Origin of the sequence: Vibrio sp. 1F253 (assembly GCF_041439295.1) — a bacterium.
Taxonomy (GTDB): Bacteria; Pseudomonadota; Gammaproteobacteria; order Enterobacterales; family Vibrionaceae; genus Vibrio; species Vibrio tasmaniensis_A.
The window spans coordinates 32,590-52,342 of sequence record NZ_JBGONU010000003.1 but is presented as its reverse complement, the minus strand read 5'-3'; the positions used below and the strand labels follow the sequence as shown (position 1 = coordinate 52,342).

At 44.6% G+C, this 19,753-nt stretch carries 14 protein-coding genes; 13 read left to right on the top strand and 1 reads right to left on the bottom strand.

Going from position 1 to position 19,753, the window contains the following annotated elements:
• Nucleotides 1–20 precede the first annotated feature (20 nt).
• The 13 genes from ftsW (at nucleotide 21) to ACED28_RS02345 (ending at nucleotide 18,951) form a co-directional block, all read left to right on the top strand.
• Nucleotides 21–1,217 carry a cell division protein FtsW gene (gene ftsW / locus ACED28_RS02405; protein WP_009848956.1) on the top strand — a complete coding sequence of 399 codons (1,197 nt, stop codon included), beginning with the start codon at nucleotides 21–23 and terminating at the stop codon, nucleotides 1,215–1,217.
• Nucleotides 1,218–1,229: 12 nt separating this feature from the next.
• Nucleotides 1,230–2,291, top strand: coding sequence for an undecaprenyldiphospho-muramoylpentapeptide beta-N-acetylglucosaminyltransferase (murG, locus tag ACED28_RS02400; RefSeq protein ID WP_371709200.1), 1,062 nt, complete (start codon nucleotides 1,230–1,232; stop codon nucleotides 2,289–2,291).
• Nucleotides 2,292–2,304: 13 nt separating this feature from the next.
• Nucleotides 2,305–3,765: a UDP-N-acetylmuramate--L-alanine ligase gene (murC, locus tag ACED28_RS02395; protein ID WP_371709199.1), complete on the top strand. Its 1,461-nt coding sequence runs from the start codon at nucleotides 2,305–2,307 to the stop codon at nucleotides 3,763–3,765.
• A 191-nt stretch (nucleotides 3,766–3,956) separates the two neighbouring features.
• Nucleotides 3,957–4,736, top strand: coding sequence for a cell division protein FtsQ/DivIB (locus ACED28_RS02390; protein WP_009848959.1), 780 nt, complete (start codon nucleotides 3,957–3,959; stop codon nucleotides 4,734–4,736).
• Nucleotides 4,729–5,997: a cell division protein FtsA gene (ftsA, locus tag ACED28_RS02385; protein WP_004729844.1), complete on the top strand. Its 1,269-nt coding sequence runs from the start codon at nucleotides 4,729–4,731 to the stop codon at nucleotides 5,995–5,997. The genes ACED28_RS02390 and ftsA overlap by 8 nt, the downstream gene beginning before the upstream one ends.
• 31 nt (nucleotides 5,998–6,028) lie before the next feature.
• Complete coding sequence (gene ftsZ / locus ACED28_RS02380) at nucleotides 6,029–7,258, top strand: cell division protein FtsZ (protein WP_012603216.1); 1,230 nt, start codon at nucleotides 6,029–6,031, stop codon at nucleotides 7,256–7,258.
• A 96-nt stretch (nucleotides 7,259–7,354) separates the two neighbouring features.
• Nucleotides 7,355–8,272 carry a UDP-3-O-acyl-N-acetylglucosamine deacetylase gene (gene lpxC, locus ACED28_RS02375; RefSeq protein WP_009848388.1) on the top strand — a complete coding sequence of 306 codons (918 nt, stop codon included), beginning with the start codon at nucleotides 7,355–7,357 and terminating at the stop codon, nucleotides 8,270–8,272.
• A gap of 388 nt (nucleotides 8,273–8,660) precedes the next feature.
• Nucleotides 8,661–11,387, top strand: coding sequence for a preprotein translocase subunit SecA (gene secA / locus ACED28_RS02370; protein ID WP_371709198.1), 2,727 nt, complete (start codon nucleotides 8,661–8,663; stop codon nucleotides 11,385–11,387).
• Between the two features lie 357 nt (nucleotides 11,388–11,744).
• Nucleotides 11,745–12,143: an 8-oxo-dGTP diphosphatase MutT gene (gene mutT / locus ACED28_RS02365; RefSeq protein ID WP_371709197.1), complete on the top strand. Its 399-nt coding sequence runs from the start codon at nucleotides 11,745–11,747 to the stop codon at nucleotides 12,141–12,143.
• A 92-nt stretch (nucleotides 12,144–12,235) separates the two neighbouring features.
• Nucleotides 12,236–13,060 (top strand): 4-hydroxy-tetrahydrodipicolinate reductase, encoded by an 825-nt coding sequence (gene dapB / locus ACED28_RS02360; RefSeq protein ID WP_020477212.1) that lies wholly within the window; start codon nucleotides 12,236–12,238, stop codon nucleotides 13,058–13,060.
• A gap of 503 nt (nucleotides 13,061–13,563) precedes the next feature.
• Nucleotides 13,564–14,718 (top strand): glutamine-hydrolyzing carbamoyl-phosphate synthase small subunit, encoded by a 1,155-nt coding sequence (gene carA / locus ACED28_RS02355; protein WP_017101343.1) that lies wholly within the window; start codon nucleotides 13,564–13,566, stop codon nucleotides 14,716–14,718.
• A gap of 16 nt (nucleotides 14,719–14,734) precedes the next feature.
• Nucleotides 14,735–17,965, top strand: coding sequence for a carbamoyl-phosphate synthase large subunit (gene carB / locus ACED28_RS02350; protein WP_009848393.1), 3,231 nt, complete (start codon nucleotides 14,735–14,737; stop codon nucleotides 17,963–17,965).
• A 206-nt stretch (nucleotides 17,966–18,171) separates the two neighbouring features.
• The gene (locus tag ACED28_RS02345) at nucleotides 18,172–18,951 is read left to right on the top strand and encodes a TSUP family transporter (RefSeq protein ID WP_009848394.1); all 780 of its coding nucleotides are present in this window, start codon (nucleotides 18,172–18,174) and stop codon (nucleotides 18,949–18,951) included.
• On the opposite strand, the gene ACED28_RS02340 is transcribed toward ACED28_RS02345, so the two are convergent.
• Nucleotides 18,902–19,747 carry a LysR family transcriptional regulator gene (locus tag ACED28_RS02340; RefSeq protein ID WP_371709196.1) on the bottom strand — a complete coding sequence of 282 codons (846 nt, stop codon included), beginning with the start codon at nucleotides 19,745–19,747 and terminating at the stop codon, nucleotides 18,902–18,904. The two genes, ACED28_RS02345 and ACED28_RS02340, sit on opposite strands and share 50 nt — an antisense overlap.
• Between the last annotated feature and the right edge of the window lie 6 nt (nucleotides 19,748–19,753).

The window sequence follows — 19,753 nt, the reverse complement described above, 5'->3', positions numbered from 1 at the left end:
TGTTGAAGGACTAACATTCAGTGCAAAGAGTGAAAGAGATTAATCAATCTATTTGGCAATGGCTTAACCGTGCCACACCAGAGGCGCTCTACGATCGTCAGTTGGTATGGATTGCTCTTGGACTGATGCTGACGGGCTTGGTGATGGTAACGTCGGCTTCGTTCCCAATCAGTGCTCGTTTAACCGATCAGCCGTTTCACTTCATGTTCCGCCACGCCATTTTCCTGGTGTTAGCGTTAGGTGTATCCAGCGTAATATTACAAATCCCGATGAAACGCTGGTTTCAATACAGTATGTACCTATTGGGCTTATCCTTCTTTTTGCTAGTGGTGGTGTTAGCCGTCGGTAAGTCGGTTAACGGTGCCTCACGTTGGATTCCTCTCGGGCTGTTTAACTTACAACCTGCTGAAGTCGCTAAGTTATCTCTGTTTATCTTTATGGCGGGCTATTTGGTTCGTAAACAGGATGAAGTGAGAAAAACCTTCTTCGGTGGTTTTGGTAAACCGATCATGGTGTTCGGTGCCTTTGCGGTGTTGCTACTTGGCCAGCCCGATTTGGGTACCGTTGTCGTAATGTTGGTTACCTTGTTTGGCATGTTGTTTATCGCAGGTGCTAAGCTGTCACAATTTATAGCCTTAATGGTGGCAGGTATTGCTGCCGTTGTGGGATTGATTGTTATTGAGCCTTATCGTGTTCGACGTGTTACGTCATTCTGGGAACCTTGGAGTGACCCGTTTGGTAGTGGTTATCAGCTAACTCAATCATTGATGGCGTTCGGTCGTGGTGATTGGATGGGGCAAGGGCTTGGTAATTCAATTCAAAAACTCGAGTACCTACCTGAAGCACACACCGATTTTGTTTTTGCTGTACTGGCTGAAGAGTTGGGTTTTGTTGGCGTAACCTTAGTGTTGATGCTGATCTTTAGTTTGGTTTTTAAAGCTATTTTTATTGGCAAAAAAGCTTTCGAAAACGACCAAGTGTTCAGCGGTTATCTGGCGTTTGGCATTGGTATTTGGTTTGCTTTTCAGACGCTTGTTAATGTAGGTGCCGCTTCAGGTATTGTTCCGACCAAGGGGTTAACCTTACCGCTGATCAGTTACGGTGGCTCAAGCCTTATCGTGATGTCAGTAGCGGTTTCTATGCTGCTGCGTATCGATCATGAATGCCGAGTGCAACAAAAAGAACAAGCCGACAATCAAAACGAATTAGTAGAATAAGAATCTAACGTTATGAAACAAAACAAAAAACTTTTAGTGATGGCTGGTGGTACTGGCGGTCACGTTTTCCCTGGGTTAGCGGTGGCGAAAAAGCTTCAGCAACAAGGTTGGGAAATTCGCTGGTTAGGAACTGCGGACCGAATGGAAGCGGATCTGGTGCCAAAGTATGGTATTGAGATCGACTTCATTAAGGTGAAAGGCCTGCGTGGTCAAGGCATTAGCAAGCTAATTAAAGCGCCGTTCCAGATTATTAATGCCATACTTCAAGCCAGACGACATATTAAAGCATGGCAACCTGATGTGGTGCTTGGCATGGGTGGTTACGTCAGTGGCCCGGGTGGTATCGCGGCTTGGTTATCTGGTATTCCAGTGGTTCTACATGAACAAAATGCAGTGGCAGGTTTAACCAACCAATGGCTGTCTAAGATTGCTAAAAAGGTTTTCCAAGCTTTTCCTGGTGCGTTTTCTACCGCAGAAGTGGTGGGTAACCCAGTACGCGAAGATGTTGTTGCCTTAGCTGAACCCGAGCAACGCATGGCTGAGCGTGATGGTGACATCCGCATCTTGGTTATGGGTGGTAGTCAGGGCGCAAAAATCCTGAACGATACCTTGCCAGTAACGATGGCGCAGCTTGGTGAAGGCTTCACTGTGGTGCATCAAGCAGGTAAGAACAATCAACAGCAAGTGATTGAACAATACAAATCACATTCTGTAGATAATGTTCAAGTAACTGAATTTATTGATGATGTGGCGCAAGCTTATGAGTGGGCAGATCTATTAGTGTGTCGCTCTGGTGCATTAACCGTATCTGAAGTGTCTGCTGCTGGTGTAGGTTCTATTTTCGTTCCGTTTATGCACAAAGACAGACAACAAGCGTTGAATGCCGATCATTTAGTAGAATGTGGCGCGGCGTTAATGATTGAACAGCCTCAACTAACGGCTGATAAACTCGCGAACACTATCGCGCAGCTTGATAGAAATGAATTAAAAATGATGGCAACAAAAGCTCGTCAAGCCGCCAAGCTTGATGCTGATGTGACTGTCGCTGAAGCGATCAAAGCTTTAGCAAAATAATGAGATTGAATTGATGACGATTGAACATACCCAAGACTTAGCGCAAATCCGTGCAATGGTGCCAGAGATGCGCCGTGTTAAATCTATCCACTTCATTGGTATTGGTGGTGCCGGAATGAGCGGGATTGCTGAAGTCTTGCTTAATGAAGGCTACCAGATCACAGGTTCTGATATTGCTCAAAATCCAGTGACAGAACGCTTAGTTAGCAAGGGGGCTACTGTTTACGTTGGTCACCAAGCAAGTAACGTTGCCGATGCAAGTGTGGTGGTGGTTTCAACCGCTATCAACGAAGAAAACCCAGAAATTATTGCTGCTCGTGAAGCGCGCACACCGATCGTTCGTCGTGCTGAAATGCTGGCTGAGCTGATGCGTTTTCGTCACGGCATTGCTGTGGCAGGTACACACGGTAAAACAACCACCACTGCGCTAGTGACACAGATTTACTCTGAAGCAGGCCTAGATCCAACCTTCGTAAACGGTGGTTTGGTGAAAAGTGCCGGCACTAACGCACGTTTAGGTTCAAGCCGTATTCTTATCGCTGAAGCCGATGAGAGTGATGCTTCATTCTTACATCTGCAACCAATGGCTAGTATTGTCACTAACATCGAAGCGGATCATATGGATACTTACGGCGGAGATTTTGAAACGCTGAAGCAGACGTTTATTGATTTCTTACACAACCTGCCATTCTACGGCCAGGCTGTTATGTGTGTTGATGATCCTGTAGTGCGTGAGCTTATTCCTCAGGTTAGCCGCCAAGTGATTACTTACGGCTTCTCAGAAGATGCTGATATCCGTATTGAAAACTACGTACAACAAGGTCAGCAAGGCAAGTTCACGGTGGTACGCAAAGGTAAAGCTAACCTTGATATTACGCTAAACATTCCGGGTCGTCACAATGCATTGAATGCATCCGCTGCGATTGCTGTTGCAACGGAAGATGACATCAGCGATGAAGCGATTCTAAAAGCGATGGCTGGAACCGAAGGCACGGGTCGTCGTTTCGATCACCTAGGTGAGTACGAAACAGGTAAAGGCGTTGCAATGCTGGTCGATGATTACGGTCATCATCCAACCGAAGTGGACGTAACCATTCAAGCAGCACGAAGTGGTTGGACTGATAAGCGTCTTGTTATGATCTTCCAACCGCACCGTTACAGCCGTACTCGTGATCTATATGATGATTTTGCGAATGTTCTTGAGCAAGTTGATGTACTTATTCTATTGGATGTTTATTCTGCAGGTGAGAAACCAATTGCAGGGGCTGATGGGCGTTCATTAAGTCGAACTATTCGCGGGCGTGGTAAGATAGATCCAATTTTTGTTGCCGATATCAACGCACTGCCATCGGCTTTAGCCAACGTAATTCAAGGTGGTGACCTTGTTTTAACGCAGGGTGCGGGCGATGTTGGCCGAGTAGCGAAGCAGTTGGAATCATTGCAGTTAGACATTAATAAGATGCAGAACGCGTAACAGAATACTGTCTACAGACTGTGGTCAATCGCTCACTTCTTGCGATTGACCTAAAATTGACCAAAAATCTTATTATCAACGTTTGATAGTTTAATTTTGCTCAGTATAATTCATAGGTTAAAGTAAGTGCTTTTACCTCTATTACGAAGATAGGGAATAGAATTGCGAACCAACGACAGGGAATGCGGGCTTTGGTAGAAAGTACTTTTAGCGAAAACCGCCACCTATTCAGTTTACCGTCGCTCAAGAAACACGCCTTAGGCGGGTCTTTTTTTGTCATGGTATTGCTATTCATTGGATTTCTTTTCTATACCACACTGACTTGGATGTGGGACGATCAGCGATTACCTCTCTCTAAAATAGTACTGCAAGGCGACTTAACTTATGTAACCGCTGGTGATGTTCAACATGCCTTTAGCGAGCTAGAGCATATTGGAACATTCATGTCTCAAGATATTGGCGTGTTGCAACACAGTTTAGAAGCGTTGCCTTGGGTTTCTGTTGTCTCGATTCGTAAGCAGTGGCCAGACACAATAAAAGTATTTTTGACTGAGTATCATGCGACAGCTATCTGGAATGGCAATATGCTGTTGAATGAAGATGGTCAGGTGTTTAATGGTGATATTGGCCTTTTGAAGGGGGATAGAGTTAAACTTTACGGTCCAGATGGCACTAGCCAACAAGTGATTGAAAAGTGGCGACAGATAACGCCTTTAATTAACAGCCTAGGGTTAACCGTTACCTCGCTCGTTCTCAATGAGCGTCGCGCCTGGCAAATCATTCTAGACAACGGTATTCGTTTAGAATTAGGTAAAGATTTTTTAGATGAGCGTGTTGAGCGCTTTATTTCGCTTTACAACGAATTAGGTAGTAAGGCGAATCAAGTGAGCTACATCGACCTCAGGTACGATACGGGAGCCGCTGTAGGCTGGTTTCCAGAGCAAGAGTTAGAAGAGAGTACAGATGACTAAGACCGCAGATGACAACATAATCGTTGGTCTTGATATAGGCACTGCGACCATATCAGCTCTAGTTGGTGAAATATTGCCTGATGGTCAAATCAATATCATTGGTTCTGGGCAAAGCCCATCCAGAGGTATGGATAAAGGTGGTGTAAACGACCTAGAGTCGGTAGTTAAGTCGGTTCAGCGAGCTATTGATCAAGCAGAGTTGATGGCGGAATGCCAAATCAGCAATGTATTTATCTCGCTATCGGGTAAACATATCGCAAGCCGAATTGAAAAAGGTATGGGCACTATCTCTGATGAAGAAGTGTCTCAAGACGATATGGATCGAGCGATCCATACCGCGAAATCAATTAAAATAGGTGATGAGCAGAGAATTCTGCACGTGATCCCACAAGAATTTACCATTGATTATCAAGAAGGGATTAAGAACCCTCTTGGTTTATCTGGTGTTCGAATGGAAGTCAGTGTTCACCTAATTTCTTGCCATAGCGACATGGCGAGAAACATTATTAAAGCTGTTGAACGATGTGGTCTCACTGTAGAACAAATCGTGTTTTCAGGACTTGCCTCAAGTAATGCGGTAATTACTGACGACGAGAGAGAGCTTGGAGTCTGTGTTGTTGATATTGGTGCTGGTACGATGGATATTTCCATTTGGACTGGCGGCGCACTGCGACACACAGAAGTCTTTTCCTACGCAGGAAATGCAGTAACCAGTGATATTGCCTTCGCTTTTGGCACGCCAGTGAGCGATGCTGAAGAGATAAAAGTAAACCATGGTTGCGCTCTGAGTGAACTCGTAAGCAAGGATGATTCTGTTAACGTCCCTAGTGTAGGTGGCCGTCCATCGAGAAGTTTGCAAAGACAAACTTTGTCGGAAGTGATTGAACCACGTTACACTGAACTTATGGGGCTCGTTAACCAAACTATTGATACGGTTCAATTACAGCTACGAGATGAAGGTATTAAACACCACCTTGCAGCTGGCGTCGTTCTCACTGGTGGAGCGGCACAAATTGACGGATTGGTAGAGTGTGCGGAACGTGTTTTCCGCAATCAAGTTCGAGTTGGTAAGCCGTTAGAAGTTAGTGGTTTAACCGACTATGTTAAAGAGCCGTATCATTCTACGGCGGTTGGTTTACTTCATTACGCAAGAGATTGTCAGATCAGCGATGAAGGTGATTACAGCGAACCTAAGCGTTCAGCACCTTCTATGTCTGGTTTATTTGGTAAATTGCGTAATTGGATACAAAAAGAGTTTTAACCTGAGTTGCAGGAAAAAACGGAGATAACACATGTTTGAACCGATGATGGAAATGTCTGACGATGCAGTAATTAAAGTCGTTGGAGTTGGTGGCGGTGGCGGTAACGCTGTTGAGCACATGGTGCGTGAATCAATCGAAGGTGTAGAATTCATCAGTGTTAACACTGATGCACAAGCACTTCGTAAAACAAGCGTTAGCAGCGTGATCCAAATTGGTGGTGATATCACTAAAGGTTTGGGCGCTGGTGCAAACCCACAAGTAGGCCGTGATGCAGCTCTCGAAGATCGAGAAAGAATTAAAGAAGTTCTAACTGGCGCCGATATGGTATTTATCGCAGCTGGTATGGGCGGTGGTACGGGGACAGGTGCTGCTCCAGTTATTGCTGAAGTTGCGAAAGAGCTGGGTGTGCTAACGGTTGCTGTTGTAACTAAGCCATTTAGCTTCGAAGGCAAAAAGCGTTTAGCGTTTGCTGAGCAAGGCATCGAAGAGCTTTCTAAGCATGTGGATTCTTTAATTACGATTCCAAATGAAAAGCTACTTAAGGTACTTGGCCGCGGCGTCACTCTGCTAGAAGCTTTCGCAAGTGCAAATGATGTACTTAAAAATGCTGTACAAGGTATCGCTGAGCTAATTACTCGCCCTGGTATGATTAACGTCGATTTCGCGGATGTTCGCACCGTGATGTCAGAGATGGGTCATGCAATGATGGGTAGCGGTATCGCAAAAGGTGAAGACCGTGCTGAAGAAGCTGCTGAAACGGCAATTTCTAGCCCACTACTAGAAGACATCGACCTAGCTGGCGCTCGTGGCGTTCTTGTGAACATCACAGCGGGCCTAGATATGCGCTTAGATGAATTCGAAACAGTAGGTAATACAGTTAAGGCATTCGCATCTGATAACGCAACAGTTGTGATTGGTACTTCTCTAGACCCTGATATGACGGATGAAATCCGTGTAACTGTTGTAGCAACAGGTATCGGCACAGAGAAAAAACCAGACATTACATTAGTTGCTGGTGGTAAAGCTAAGGTTGCACCAACTCCTCAACCACAGGTCGCGGCTCAAACTGCACCAAAAGTGGAAGATAAAGTGGCACAACCATTGCAAGAGAAAACTGAGGTAAAACCTCAAGTTAAGCCGCAGCCAACAACGTCACCTGTTTCTTCAGGTACAGGCGCTAGCCAAAGTGCAGCACCTAAAGCTGAGAAAGAGAGTGGATACTTAGATATTCCGGCATTCTTACGACGTCAGGCTGATTAACAAATACCCAAAGTTTGACTATCGTCGAATTAATGGTAAAATTCGCGGTCGGTAAATACTGACCGTGATTTGTAGCACTGATAACGAGGCAAGCAGATGATCAGACAACGTACTCTGAAAGAAATTGTGAAAACAACTGGTGTGGGTCTCCACTCTGGTCGTAAAGTCACACTTACTCTTCGCCCGGCAGCTGCAAATACAGGTATTGTTTATCGTCGTACAGATGTAAATCCACCTGTAGATTTCCCAGCTGATCCAGCGTCAGTTCGTGACACTATGTTATGTACTGCTCTTGTTAATGACGAAGGCGTACGTATCTCTACAGTGGAACACCTTAACGCAGCTCTAGCGGGTATGGGTATCGACAACATTATTGTTGAAGTCGATGCACCAGAGATCCCAATTATGGATGGTAGCGCAAGCCCATTCGTATACTTGCTACAGCAAGCGGGTGTAGAAACACTGAATGCAGCGAAACGTTTTATTCGAATCAAAAAGCCAATCCGTTTTGAAGATGGCGATAAGTGGGCAGAGTTTGTGCCATTTAACGGCTTCCGTATGGACTTCGAAATCGAATTCAACCATCCAGCAATTGAATCTGATGAACAGCACCTGTTGTTTGATTTTTCTTCACAAGGCTTTGTGAAAGAAATTTCTCGTGCTCGTACCTTCGGCTTCATGCGTGATATTGAATATCTACAATCACAAAACTTGTGTTTGGGTGGTAGCTTTGATTGCGCAATAGTACTAGACGAATACCGAATTCTTAATGAAGAAGGTCTACGTTTCGAAAACGAGTTCGTAACGCATAAAGTGCTAGATGCGATTGGTGACCTTTACATGTGTGGACACGCTATTATCGGTGAGTTCCGTGCATACAAATCAGGTCACGGCCTAAATAATCAACTACTACGCGCAGTACTTGCTGATGCAGAAGCTTGGGAATGGGCAACATTCGAAGAAGAAGTTGGTTCTCCTGTTGCGTTTGCCGAACCAGGAATGGTTCTAGCGTAATTGTTGTTTACGACAATATAAGATTTTGAAAACCAGGTCATTGACCTGGTTTTTTTGTATCTATTTTCCAGATACAGTGTCGTCAGTATTTAAAAGTTGCCTAGTATTTGGCTACAGTCTGGCTAATCCATCAACAATTAGAAAGAAAAGTACCAAGCACATCAAACAAATGGGGTTATAAATGGTCGTTGGTGTGAAAATTACTTACACTAGAGGGCATTAATTTTAACGAAAGCCTTGAAAACTCTACTCTCAAGTACAATATCAAAGATACTAGATTTATCTCAGTATCCTTGGTTAGTAACTAAAGACTAGTTTATAGCTAGTAGAGACTGACGGCATTTAAAATAGATCGCGGACGATCTGAGAACGAAGAGATTCCAAGCACATGATTACTAAGCTGCTGACAAAGGTAATTGGCAGTCGCAATGACAGAACACTGCGCCGCCTTAGAAAAATTGTAAAAGAAATTAATAACTTCGAACCAACGTTTGAAGCTCTTTCAGACGATGAACTAAAAGCAAAAACGGTTGAGTTTCGTGAGCGCTTAGATAAAGGTGAATCGTTAGATCAACTTCTACCTGAAGCATTCGCTACGGTACGTGAAGCGTCGAAGCGTGTTTACGGCATGCGTCATTTTGACGTGCAAATGATTGGTGGCATGGTTCTAAATGCTGGCCAAATTGCAGAGATGCGTACTGGTGAAGGTAAGACACTTACCGCAACCCTACCAGCTTATCTAAACGCGCTACCAAGCAAAGGTGTTCACGTAATAACGGTGAACGATTACCTAGCGAAGCGTGATGCGGAAACAAACCGCCCATTATTTGAATTCCTTGGCATGACTGTTGGCGTGAATGTGGCAAACATGGCTCCGCCAGAGAAAAAAGAAGCGTACCAAGCTGACATCCTATACGGAACAAACAACGAGTTTGGTTTTGATTACCTTCGTGACAACATGGCTTTCCGTGCTGAAGACCGAGTTCAACGTGAGCGCTTCTTTGCTGTAGTCGATGAGGTTGACTCAATCTTAATTGATGAAGCTCGTACTCCGTTAATTATCTCTGGCCCCGCTGAAGATAGTTCTGACCTTTATACGCGCATTAACACTCTAATTCCTTCTCTAGAGCGTCAAGATAAAGAAGATTCAGAAGAGTACCGTGGTGAAGGTCACTACACCATGGACGAAAAATCAAAACAGGTTCACCTGACTGAAAACGGTCAAGAGTTTGTAGAAGAACTAATGGTCAAAAACGGCTTGATGGAAGAGGGTGACACACTTTACTCTCCAACCAATATCAGCCTATTGCACCATGTAAATGCTGCGCTTCGTGCACACGTATTGTTTGAGAAAAACGTCGACTACATCGTTACTGAAGAAGGCGAAGTGGTTATCGTTGATGAACATACTGGTCGTACTATGCCAGGTCGTCGTTGGTCTGAAGGTTTACACCAAGCTGTTGAAGCTAAAGAAGGTGTGAAGATTCAAAATGAAAACCAAACATTAGCATCGATCACATTCCAGAATTTCTTCCGTCTGTATGAAAAACTGTCAGGTATGACAGGTACTGCTGATACAGAAGCGTTCGAATTCCAGTCTATCTACGGCCTAGAAACGGTGGTTATCCCAACCAACAAGCCTATGGTTCGTAACGATATGCCAGATGTGGTTTATCGTACTGAAGAAGACAAGTTCAATGCGATCATTGAAGACATCAAAGACCGTGTAGCGGCTGGTCAGCCATCACTGGTTGGTACAGTTTCTATCGAGAAATCTGAACTGCTGTCTAACGCATTGAAAAAATCAAAAATTAAGCACAACGTTCTAAATGCTAAGTTTCATGAAATGGAAGCTGAGATCGTTGCACAAGCTGGTATGCCTGGTGCGGTAACTATCGCAACTAACATGGCCGGTCGTGGTACCGATATCGTGCTAGGTGGTAGCTGGCAGGCACAACTTGAGAAGATAGAGAACCCAACCAAAGAGCAGATCGAGAAGATCAAAGCTGATTGGAGAATCATTCACGATAAAGTACTTGAGTCAGGTGGTCTGCACATCATTGGTACTGAGCGTCATGAATCTCGCCGTATCGATAACCAGCTACGTGGTCGTTCTGGTCGTCAAGGTGATGCGGGTTCTTCTCGTTTCTACCTATCAATGGAAGATTCTCTACTACGTATATTTACGTCTGATCGTATGGCTGGTCTTATCCAAAGTGGTATGGACGAAGGCGAAGCGATTGAATCTAAGATGCTGTCTCGCTCAATTGAAAAAGCACAACGTAAAGTGGAAGGTCGTAACTTCGACATCCGTAAGCAGCTTCTTGAGTACGATGATGTAGCCAATGACCAACGTAAGGTTGTTTATGAGCTACGTGATGAACTGATGAGTTCAGATGACATCAGTGAAATGATCGAACACAACCGTGAAGATGTACTGGCGTCAGTTATTGATGAATACATCGCTCCTCAGTCTCTTGAAGATATGTGGGATATCGCGGGTCTGCAAGATCGTCTGAAGAATGACTTCGACCTAGACTTTGATATTCAAGGTTGGTTAGACGAAGACGACAAGCTTTATGAAGAAGCATTGCGTGAGCGCATTCTTGCTATGGCGGTAGATTCGTACAAACAGAAAGAAGAAGTGGTTGGTGCTCAAGTACTGCGTAACTTCGAAAAGTCTGTGATGCTACAAACGCTAGACGGCCTTTGGAAAGAGCACTTGGCTGCGATGGATCACCTTCGTCAAGGTATCCACTTACGTGGTTATGCTCAGAAGAACCCGAAACAAGAGTACAAGCGCGAGTCGTTTGAACTGTTTGAAGGCCTACTAGATGTACTGAAAACAGACGTTGTGACCATCCTTTCTAAAGTTCGTGTTCAGCAACAAGAAGAAGTTGAAAAGATGGAAGCTCAACGTCAAGCTCAAGCTGAACAAGCGGCGCGTCGTGCACAAGCACAACATGCAACGGCTGAAAACCAGCTAGCTGACGATGAAGCGGATGCGGCATCTCCACAAACGGTAGTACGCGATGAGCGTAAAGTGGGTCGTAACGAACCATGTCCATGTGGAAGCGGCAAGAAGTACAAACAGTGTCACGGTAAAATTGACTAAGTTTGGTGAACCTTCGCTGTAACGGATAATTGCAGTGTCGGAGGTACTCACTTACTAACGTAAGCTCCGTGCCTCCTCCTTGCACTTAACGCGTTACAACTTAGCTTCACAAAAACTTACTGCTATTAAAAAGAGTCGCTTAGGCGGCTCTTTTTGTATGTAAATTTCATGACTTATCTTTTTGTCGAAAGGAAAGTCGTCATTCCCTATAGCGAGGAACGAGCGCAGTAGGGAATCTTGTTTGATAGTTTGGCTTAAGGTTGTTGTATTAGCTTCCCAACTCAGTCGTTACTCCTTCTTGAGGATGACGTATTCAGGGGCTGCTTGAGCGAAGCGTTTATTAAGGAACATCATCATATGAAAAGAATCCATATTGTCGCGGGTATTATCTTCAACCAAGATAAGTCACAGGTCTTTATTACTAAACGCCCAGACGACAAGCATAAAGGCGGCTTCTGGGAGTTTCCTGGAGGTAAGGTTGAAGTGGGTGAAACCATTGAACAAGCAATGGCTCGTGAACTTGATGAAGAAATTGGTATTAAGGTGACAGAACAGTCTCTGTTTGAACACTTGGAATTTGATTACACAGATAAGTCTCTTAAGTTTGATTTTATCTTAGTTACTGATTTTGAAGAGCAGCCTTATGGTAAAGAAGGTCAACAAGGTGAATGGGTCGATCTTGAATCATTGAATCAATACGCCTTCCCCGAAGCAAACGTGCCAATTTTAGAGCGAGTAATAAAAGAGTTTTCGTAATTGCTAGCCTGAGTTTGAGATTGTTGTTAGTTTAAAGAGATTAATCGATTGAACGTTGCTGCAAGAGATAAGTGGCAACGGTAACCAAAACAATGGAGATATTCGCAGTGGTAAGAATTGCAATTGCAGGAGCAGCTGGCCGTATGGGTCGTAACTTGGTGAAAGCCGCTCACCATAATTCAGAAGCAAGCGTTGGTGCTGGTTCAGAACGTCCAGAATCATCTTTGGTCGGTGTTGACGTCGGCGAGTTATGCGGTGAAGGTCGTTTTGATGTGGCTCTAGTTGATGACCTTTCGAAAGCGATTGAACAGTTTGACGTGATCGTCGACTTTACCGCACCTGTAAGCACATTAGCGAATATTGAACTTTGTAAACGTCACGGTAAAAAACTGATCATCGGCACTACGGGTTTCTCTGAAGAAGAAAAGCAGGTTATCGATGCGGCTTCAAAAGAGATGGCTATCGTAATGGCACCGAACTATAGCGTTGGTGTGAACTTGGTTTTTAAGTTGTTAGAGAAGGCCGCTAAAGTGATGGGCGATTACTGTGATGTCGAGATCGTTGAGGCTCATCACCGTCATAAAGTCGATGCGCCTTCTGGTACTGCAATTGGTATGGGCGAAGCGATCGCTGGTGCGATGGGCAATGAGCTAAACGATGTCGCAGTCTGGTCACGCGAAGGCATTACGGGCGAGCGTACCAAAGATGAGATCGGTTTTGCGACAATTCGTGCCGGTGACATTATTGGTGAGCATACCGCTATGTTTGCTGATATCGGTGAGCGAGTAGAAATTACCCATAAAGCAACGGATAGAATGACCTTTGCCAATGGCGCAATCAAGGCCGCAGTTTGGTTAAATGATAAACCAGCAGGCTTTTATACCATGACAGACGTCCTTGGTTTGAATGACCTGTAAATAGATATTTATGCGCTGGCAATTGCCGGCGCTTTCTTTATTTGCCCCTTTTTTCTACTTAAACTCCTCTTGGTCACTTTCTTCTTATTCTCCGATTTTTCTGATTAGAACTGCATTTAGTTGTTGTTTATCGCTGTTTGGTTTTTATTTTTGATTTAAAGCTTTAAATCTACGTGCTTACTCATTGTATTTATCGATTGCGTTTTGTTGGTGATATTTTTGCCACCTAACGGTGGGTGAAAATGACGGGAGAAAATTAGAAAATCGTAATATTCCTATTAATAGAGTATGAAAGTTGAACTTTTGAAGCTTTGATGGGGAAAATTGAATTAGTTATTACAAATGTTTAATTTCTTTTGCGTTAAATGTTGACACATATCACGCAGATCACTAAAATACCGCCAATTTGTCTAATTTCCATAAACACGCAGTTTTTGGTGTTGCAGGAAGGTAGATTTGCAAATTAAATCAATTTTAATGCATTTTTATTTCTGGAGGTTGTCTTGAAGAAGTCAGCACTACTCGTCCTAGAAGATGGGACAGTATTTCACGGTGAAGCCATTGGCGCTGTAGGTTCTGCAGTTGGTGAAGTCGTTTTTAATACCTCGATGACGGGGTACCAAGAAATCCTCACTGATCCTTCCTATTCTCAACAAATCGTTACCCTTACTTACCCTCACATTGGCAATACCGGAACCAATTCCGAAGATGAAGAATCTTCTTCAATCCACGCTCAAGGCCTTGTGATTCGCGATCTCCCTCTAATCGCTTCTAACTTCCGTAATGAACAATCCCTTTCTGATTACCTTAAGTCGCAAAACGTTGTTGGTATCGCTGATATCGATACTCGTAAGCTGACGCGTATTCTTCGTGAAAAAGGCGCACAGAACGGTTGTATCGTAGCTGGCTCTTCAGTAAATGATGGAAATTTAGACGAAGCTTTGGCTCTAGCTAAAGCAAAAGAATTCCCTGGCCTGAAAGGTATGGACCTTGCGAAAGAAGTTACAACAAAAGAAGCGTATCAATGGAAACAAGGTTCGTGGACGCTTACGGGTGGACTTCCTGAAGCGAAAGCAGACTCTGAATTGCCATACCACGTTGTTGCTTATGACTTCGGTGCAAAACGAAACATCTTACGAATGCTTGTTGACCGCGGCTGCCGCCTAACGGTTGTTCCTGCTGAAACTTCTGCTGAAGAAGTACTTGCTCTGAACCCAGACGGTGTTTTCCTTTCAAATGGCCCTGGTGACCCAGAACCATGTACTTACGCAATTGAAGCAACAAAAGTGTTCCTAGAAAAAGGTTTACCAATCTTTGGTATCTGTCTAGGTCACCAGATTCTTGCTCTTGCGTCAGGCGCTAAGACAGTGAAAATGAAGTTTGGTCACCACGGTGCAAACCACCCGGTTAAAGATTTAGATCGTGATGTTGTGATGATTACTTCACAAAACCACGGCTTTGCTGCTGACGAAGATACGCTTCCAGAGACATTACGAGCGACTCATAAGTCTCTATTTGATGGTTCTCTACAAGGTATCCACCGTACAGACAAACCAGCATTTAGCTTCCAAGGTCACCCAGAAGCAAGTCCAGGTCCAGAAGATGCGGCGCCGCTATTCGACCACTTCATTGAATTAATTAAACAGCACACAGCGTAATCCGGAGTAGTAGATAATGCCAAAACGTACTGACATTAAAAGTGTTCTAATTCTAGGTGCTGGTCCGATTGTTATCGGTCAAGCATGTGAGTTTGATTACTCTGGTGCTCAAGCTTGTAAAGCACTTCGCGAAGAAGGTTACCGAGTTATTCTTGTAAACTCGAACCCAGCGACAATCATGACTGACCCAGACATGGCTGATGCGACTTACATCGAACCTATCCAATGGGAAGTGGTTCGTAACATCATCGCTAAAGAGAAGCCTGATGCAGTTTTACCGACAATGGGCGGCCAAACTGCACTTAACTGTGCGTTAGATTTAGAAAAATACGGCGTACTTGAAGAGTTCGGCGTAGAGATGATTGGCGCAACTGCTGACGCTATCGATAAAGCTGAAGACCGCTCTCGTTTTGATAAAGCAATGAAAGCTATTGGTCTTGAGTGTCCAACGGCTGATACAGCGAAAACGATGGAAGAAGCTTACAAAGTTCAAGAAATGGTTGGTTTCCCTTGTATCATTCGTCCATCGTTTACGATGGGTGGTACAGGCGGTGGTATCGCTTATAACAAAGAAGAATTTGAAGAAATTTGTCGTCGTGGTCTGGATCTTTCTCCAACCAACGAACTTCTAATCGATGAGTCACTTATCGGTTGGAAAGAGTATGAGATGGAAGTGGTTCGCGACAAGAACGACAACTGCATCATCGTATGTGCGATTGAAAACTTTGACCCAATGGGTATTCACACTGGTGACTCGATCACTGTGGCTCCTGCTCAAACGCTAACAGACAAAGAATATCAACTAATGCGTAACGCTTCTCTAGCGGTACTGCGTGAGATTGGTGTTGAAACGGGTGGCTCAAACGTACAGTTTGGTATTAACCCGAAAGATGGCCGTATGGTTATCATCGAGATGAACCCACGTGTATCTCGTTCTTCTGCACTTGCTTCTAAAGCAACAGGTTTCCCAATCGCTAAGATTGCAGCGAAACTGGCTGTTGGCTTTACGCTAGACGAGCTAATGAATGACATCACTGGTGGCGCAACACCAGCATCATTCGAACCAACAATCGATTACGTTGTAACTAAGATTCCTCGTTTTAACTTCGAGAAGTTTGCAGGTGCTAACGACCGTCTAACGACTCAAATGAAGTCGGTTGGTGAAGTTATGGCTATCGGTCGTAACCAACAAGAATCTCTACAGAAAGCACTTCGCGGTCTAGAAGTTGGCGCAACTGGTTTTGACGAAATGGTCGACCTAGATGCACCTGACGCACTAACGACGATTCGCCATGAGCTTAAAGAAGCTGGTTCTGACCGTATTTGGTACATCGCAGATGCTTTCCGTGCTGGTATGTCAGTTGATGGTGTATTCAACCTAACGCAAATTGACCGTTGGTTCCTAGTTCAAATCGAAGACATCGTAAAACTAGAGCAAGAACTTAAAGCGAAAGGCTTTGCTGGTCTGAATAAAGACGAGCTAATGAAGCTTAAGCGTAAAGGTTTTGCTGATGCTCGCCTGTCTAAGATTCTAGGTGTGGCTGAAAGTGAAATTCGTCGTCTACGTGACCAATACGATATTCACCCAGTCTACAAGCGTGTAGATACGTGTGCGGCTGAGTTCTCTTCTGATACGGCTTACATGTACTCATCTTACGATGACGAATGTGAATCGAACCCAACAGACAAAGAGAAAATCATGATCTTAGGCGGCGGTCCAAACCGTATCGGCCAAGGTATTGAATTCGATTACTGTTGTGTACATGCATCTCTAGCACTACGTGAAGATGGCTACGAAACAATAATGGTTAACTGTAACCCTGAGACAGTTTCGACTGACTACGATACGTCTGACCGTCTGTACTTTGAACCAGTAACACTGGAAGACGTACTAGCAATCGTTCGTGTTGAGAAGCCAAAAGGCGTTATCGTTCAGTACGGTGGTCAAACACCACTGAAACTGGCTCGTGAGCTTGAAGCTGCTGGCGTACCAATCATTGGTACTAGCCCAGACGCAATCGACCGTGCAGAAGACCGTGAGCGTTTCCAAGTTGCTGTTGACCGTCTTGGTCTTCTACAACCAGAAAACGCGACAGTAACAACAATGGAGCAAGCGGTAGAGAAATCTCGCGAAATCGGCTTCCCATTGGTTGTTCGTCCTTCTTATGTTCTTGGTGGTCGAGCGATGGAAATCGTATACGATGAGCAAGACTTACGCCGCTACTTCAACGAAGCAGTTAGCGTTTCAAACGAATCTCCAGTACTACTTGATAGCTTCCTAGATGATGCTGTTGAAGTGGACGTTGATGCGATTTGTGACGGTGAGCGCGTTGTTATTGCGGGTATCATGGAGCATATCGAGCAAGCGGGTGTTCACTCAGGTGACTCAGCATGTTCTCTTCCGGCTTACACGTTAAGCCAAGAAATCCAAGACGTAATGCGTGAGCAAGTTGAAAAGCTAGCGTTCGAGTTGGGTGTTCGTGGTCTGATGAATACGCAGTTTGCTGTTAAGAACAACCAAGTGTACCTAATCGAGGTTAACCCTCGTGCAGCACGTACAGTGCCGTTCGTATCGAAAGCAACAGGCGCAGCAGTCGCTAAGATTGCAGCTCGTGTGATGGCAGGTCAATCGTTAGAGTCTCAAGGCTTTACGAAAGAAATCATCCCACCATACTACTCAGTGAAAGAAGTTGTTCTTCCGTTCAACAAATTCCCTGGTGTTGACCCACTATTAGGCCCAGAAATGCGCTCTACTGGTGAAGTTATGGGTGTTGGTGCAACGTTTGCTGAAGCATACTCTAAAGCTGAATTGGGTTGTGGTCACATCTACCCTGAAGGCGGTCGTGCATTGCTTTCTGTTCGCGAAGGCGACAAAGAGCGTGTTGTTGACCTAGCATCTAAGCTATCTAAGCTTGGTTACCAGCTAGACGCAACTCACGGTACAGCTGTTATCCTTGGCGAAGCGGGTATCAACCCACGTCTAGTAAACAAGGTACACGAAGGTCGTCCTCACATTCTTGACCGTATCAAGAACAACGAGTACACGTACATCGTGAACACTGCAGCTGGCCGTCAAGCGATTGAAGATTCTAAAGTTCTTCGTCGTGGCGCGTTGGCTGAGAAAGTGAACTACACGACTACGCTAAACGCTGCATTCGCGACTTGTATGGCGCACACTGCAGACGCGAAAACGTCAGTAACTTCAGTTCAAGAGCTACACGCACAAGTTAAAGCTTCTCTAGCTTAATAGACTAACGCGTATCGCTGTTAAGCGGATATAAATGCTCAAAGCCCACTCTTCGGAGTGGGCTTTTTTATGTCTGTTATCTGGTGAAAATCTGGTGATGGCTAAATGATGAATATTTGGAATAGGTTACAATCTTGTGTTTCGTTATTGCTCATCTGCCGTGAGTGGTAACTTGTCGCTATACGAGAATTTAAGGCGTTGGGTATATGGAAATCACTCTAGAAATATTGGCTATCTTGTTTGTTGTTGCAACGGCGGCAGGCTTTATTGATGCAATGGCTGGCGGCGGTGGATTGTTGACTCTACCTGCATTGCTAGCGGCCGGAGTGCCACCAACGCAAGCACTGGCAACCAATAAACTTCAAAGCTCATTTGGTAGTTTTTCTGCCAGTTGGTATTTCGTACGCAACGGCATCGTTAGTATTAAAGAGATGCGCCTCGCGATCTTTTGTACTTTTATTGGCTCTGCAATTGGTGCCGAGTTAGTCCAGCACATTGATGCGAGTTTACTGACTAGCGTGATACCGCTGCTGCTTATCGCTATCTCTCTCTATTTCCTGTTAGCACCCCAAACTAGAGCGTCTGAAGGAAAGCAGAAGATCTCTGAGGCGATGTTTGCTTTGTGTATTGGTGGCGGAGTTGGCTTCTACGATGGCTTTTTTGGCCCAGGAACAGGTTCAATTTTCACGGTATGTTTTGTCGCTATCGGTCACTTCTCTTTAGTGGATGCAACGGCACGCACCAAGATACTTAACTTCACATCGAATATAGCCGCATTGATCTTCTTTATTTTAGCTGGCTTGCCAATTTGGGAATTAGGATTAGTGATGGCAGTTGGTGGTTTTATGGGCGCTCAACTTGGCGCTAAAGTAGTGGTAACAAAAGGGCAGAAATGGATTCGCCCTCTTGTGATCGTGATGTCGATGTTAATGGCGTCTAAACTGCTTTGGGAACAGCATCAACAATGGATTCTATCAGTATTTTAACTCGCGGAGATTGATAGCTGTTTGGTCTCACACAGATATGAATCGGTCTAATCAATCCTTGCAATTCGGGAAAGCTAAACAGGTATTGAGGCTTAATGTTGAGTGTTTTTACGATAGAAAGCGGGCTCAAAGCCGGCCCCGTTCCTCCTAGCGCTAGCTGGGCTGCTGCGGTATAGGCATCCATCTCCATCAAGGGTTTAATACCAAACTTTTCTAACACTGAGAGCTGATAAGAGTTGGCAGGGTTGGTCATATCGTTGGTAATCACCAATGGAGGAAGCTCCGTTAGCGGCGACTTACTCACTATGTAAAACGGCTCATCAAATAGATGGAAGGTCATCAATCCATGATGCGGCGGCAGTAAGCCAGCACACAACCCCAAGGTCGCCTTACCAGACTGCACTCGCTCGATAATTCTTGGTGTATGGTTAGTGGTGATGGTGATGTATTTATCTTGTTGGATAAATTGGCCCATCATCTCACCTAAATAACCCGCTATCAGAGACTTAGAGCTATCTAAAGTAATGAGAGTGGTATCTTCCAACTCTTGCTGTTCATAAATAAGCCCTCTAAGTTCATTGACTGTAGGGCCTATGCTCTCGATTAATGCAATCGCATCCGGCGTCAGTTTTATCTGTCGGCCACTCGGCTCGATGAGCTTTTTACCTAGCTTCTTTTCTAAATTCGAAATCCGTTTGCTGACCGCTGATTGGCTGATATAAAGCAAACTGCCTGTGCGGCTCATGGTTTTTGCTTTACTCAGCACCAATAGAGTTTCGATTCCTTCGAGTAACATTGAGTG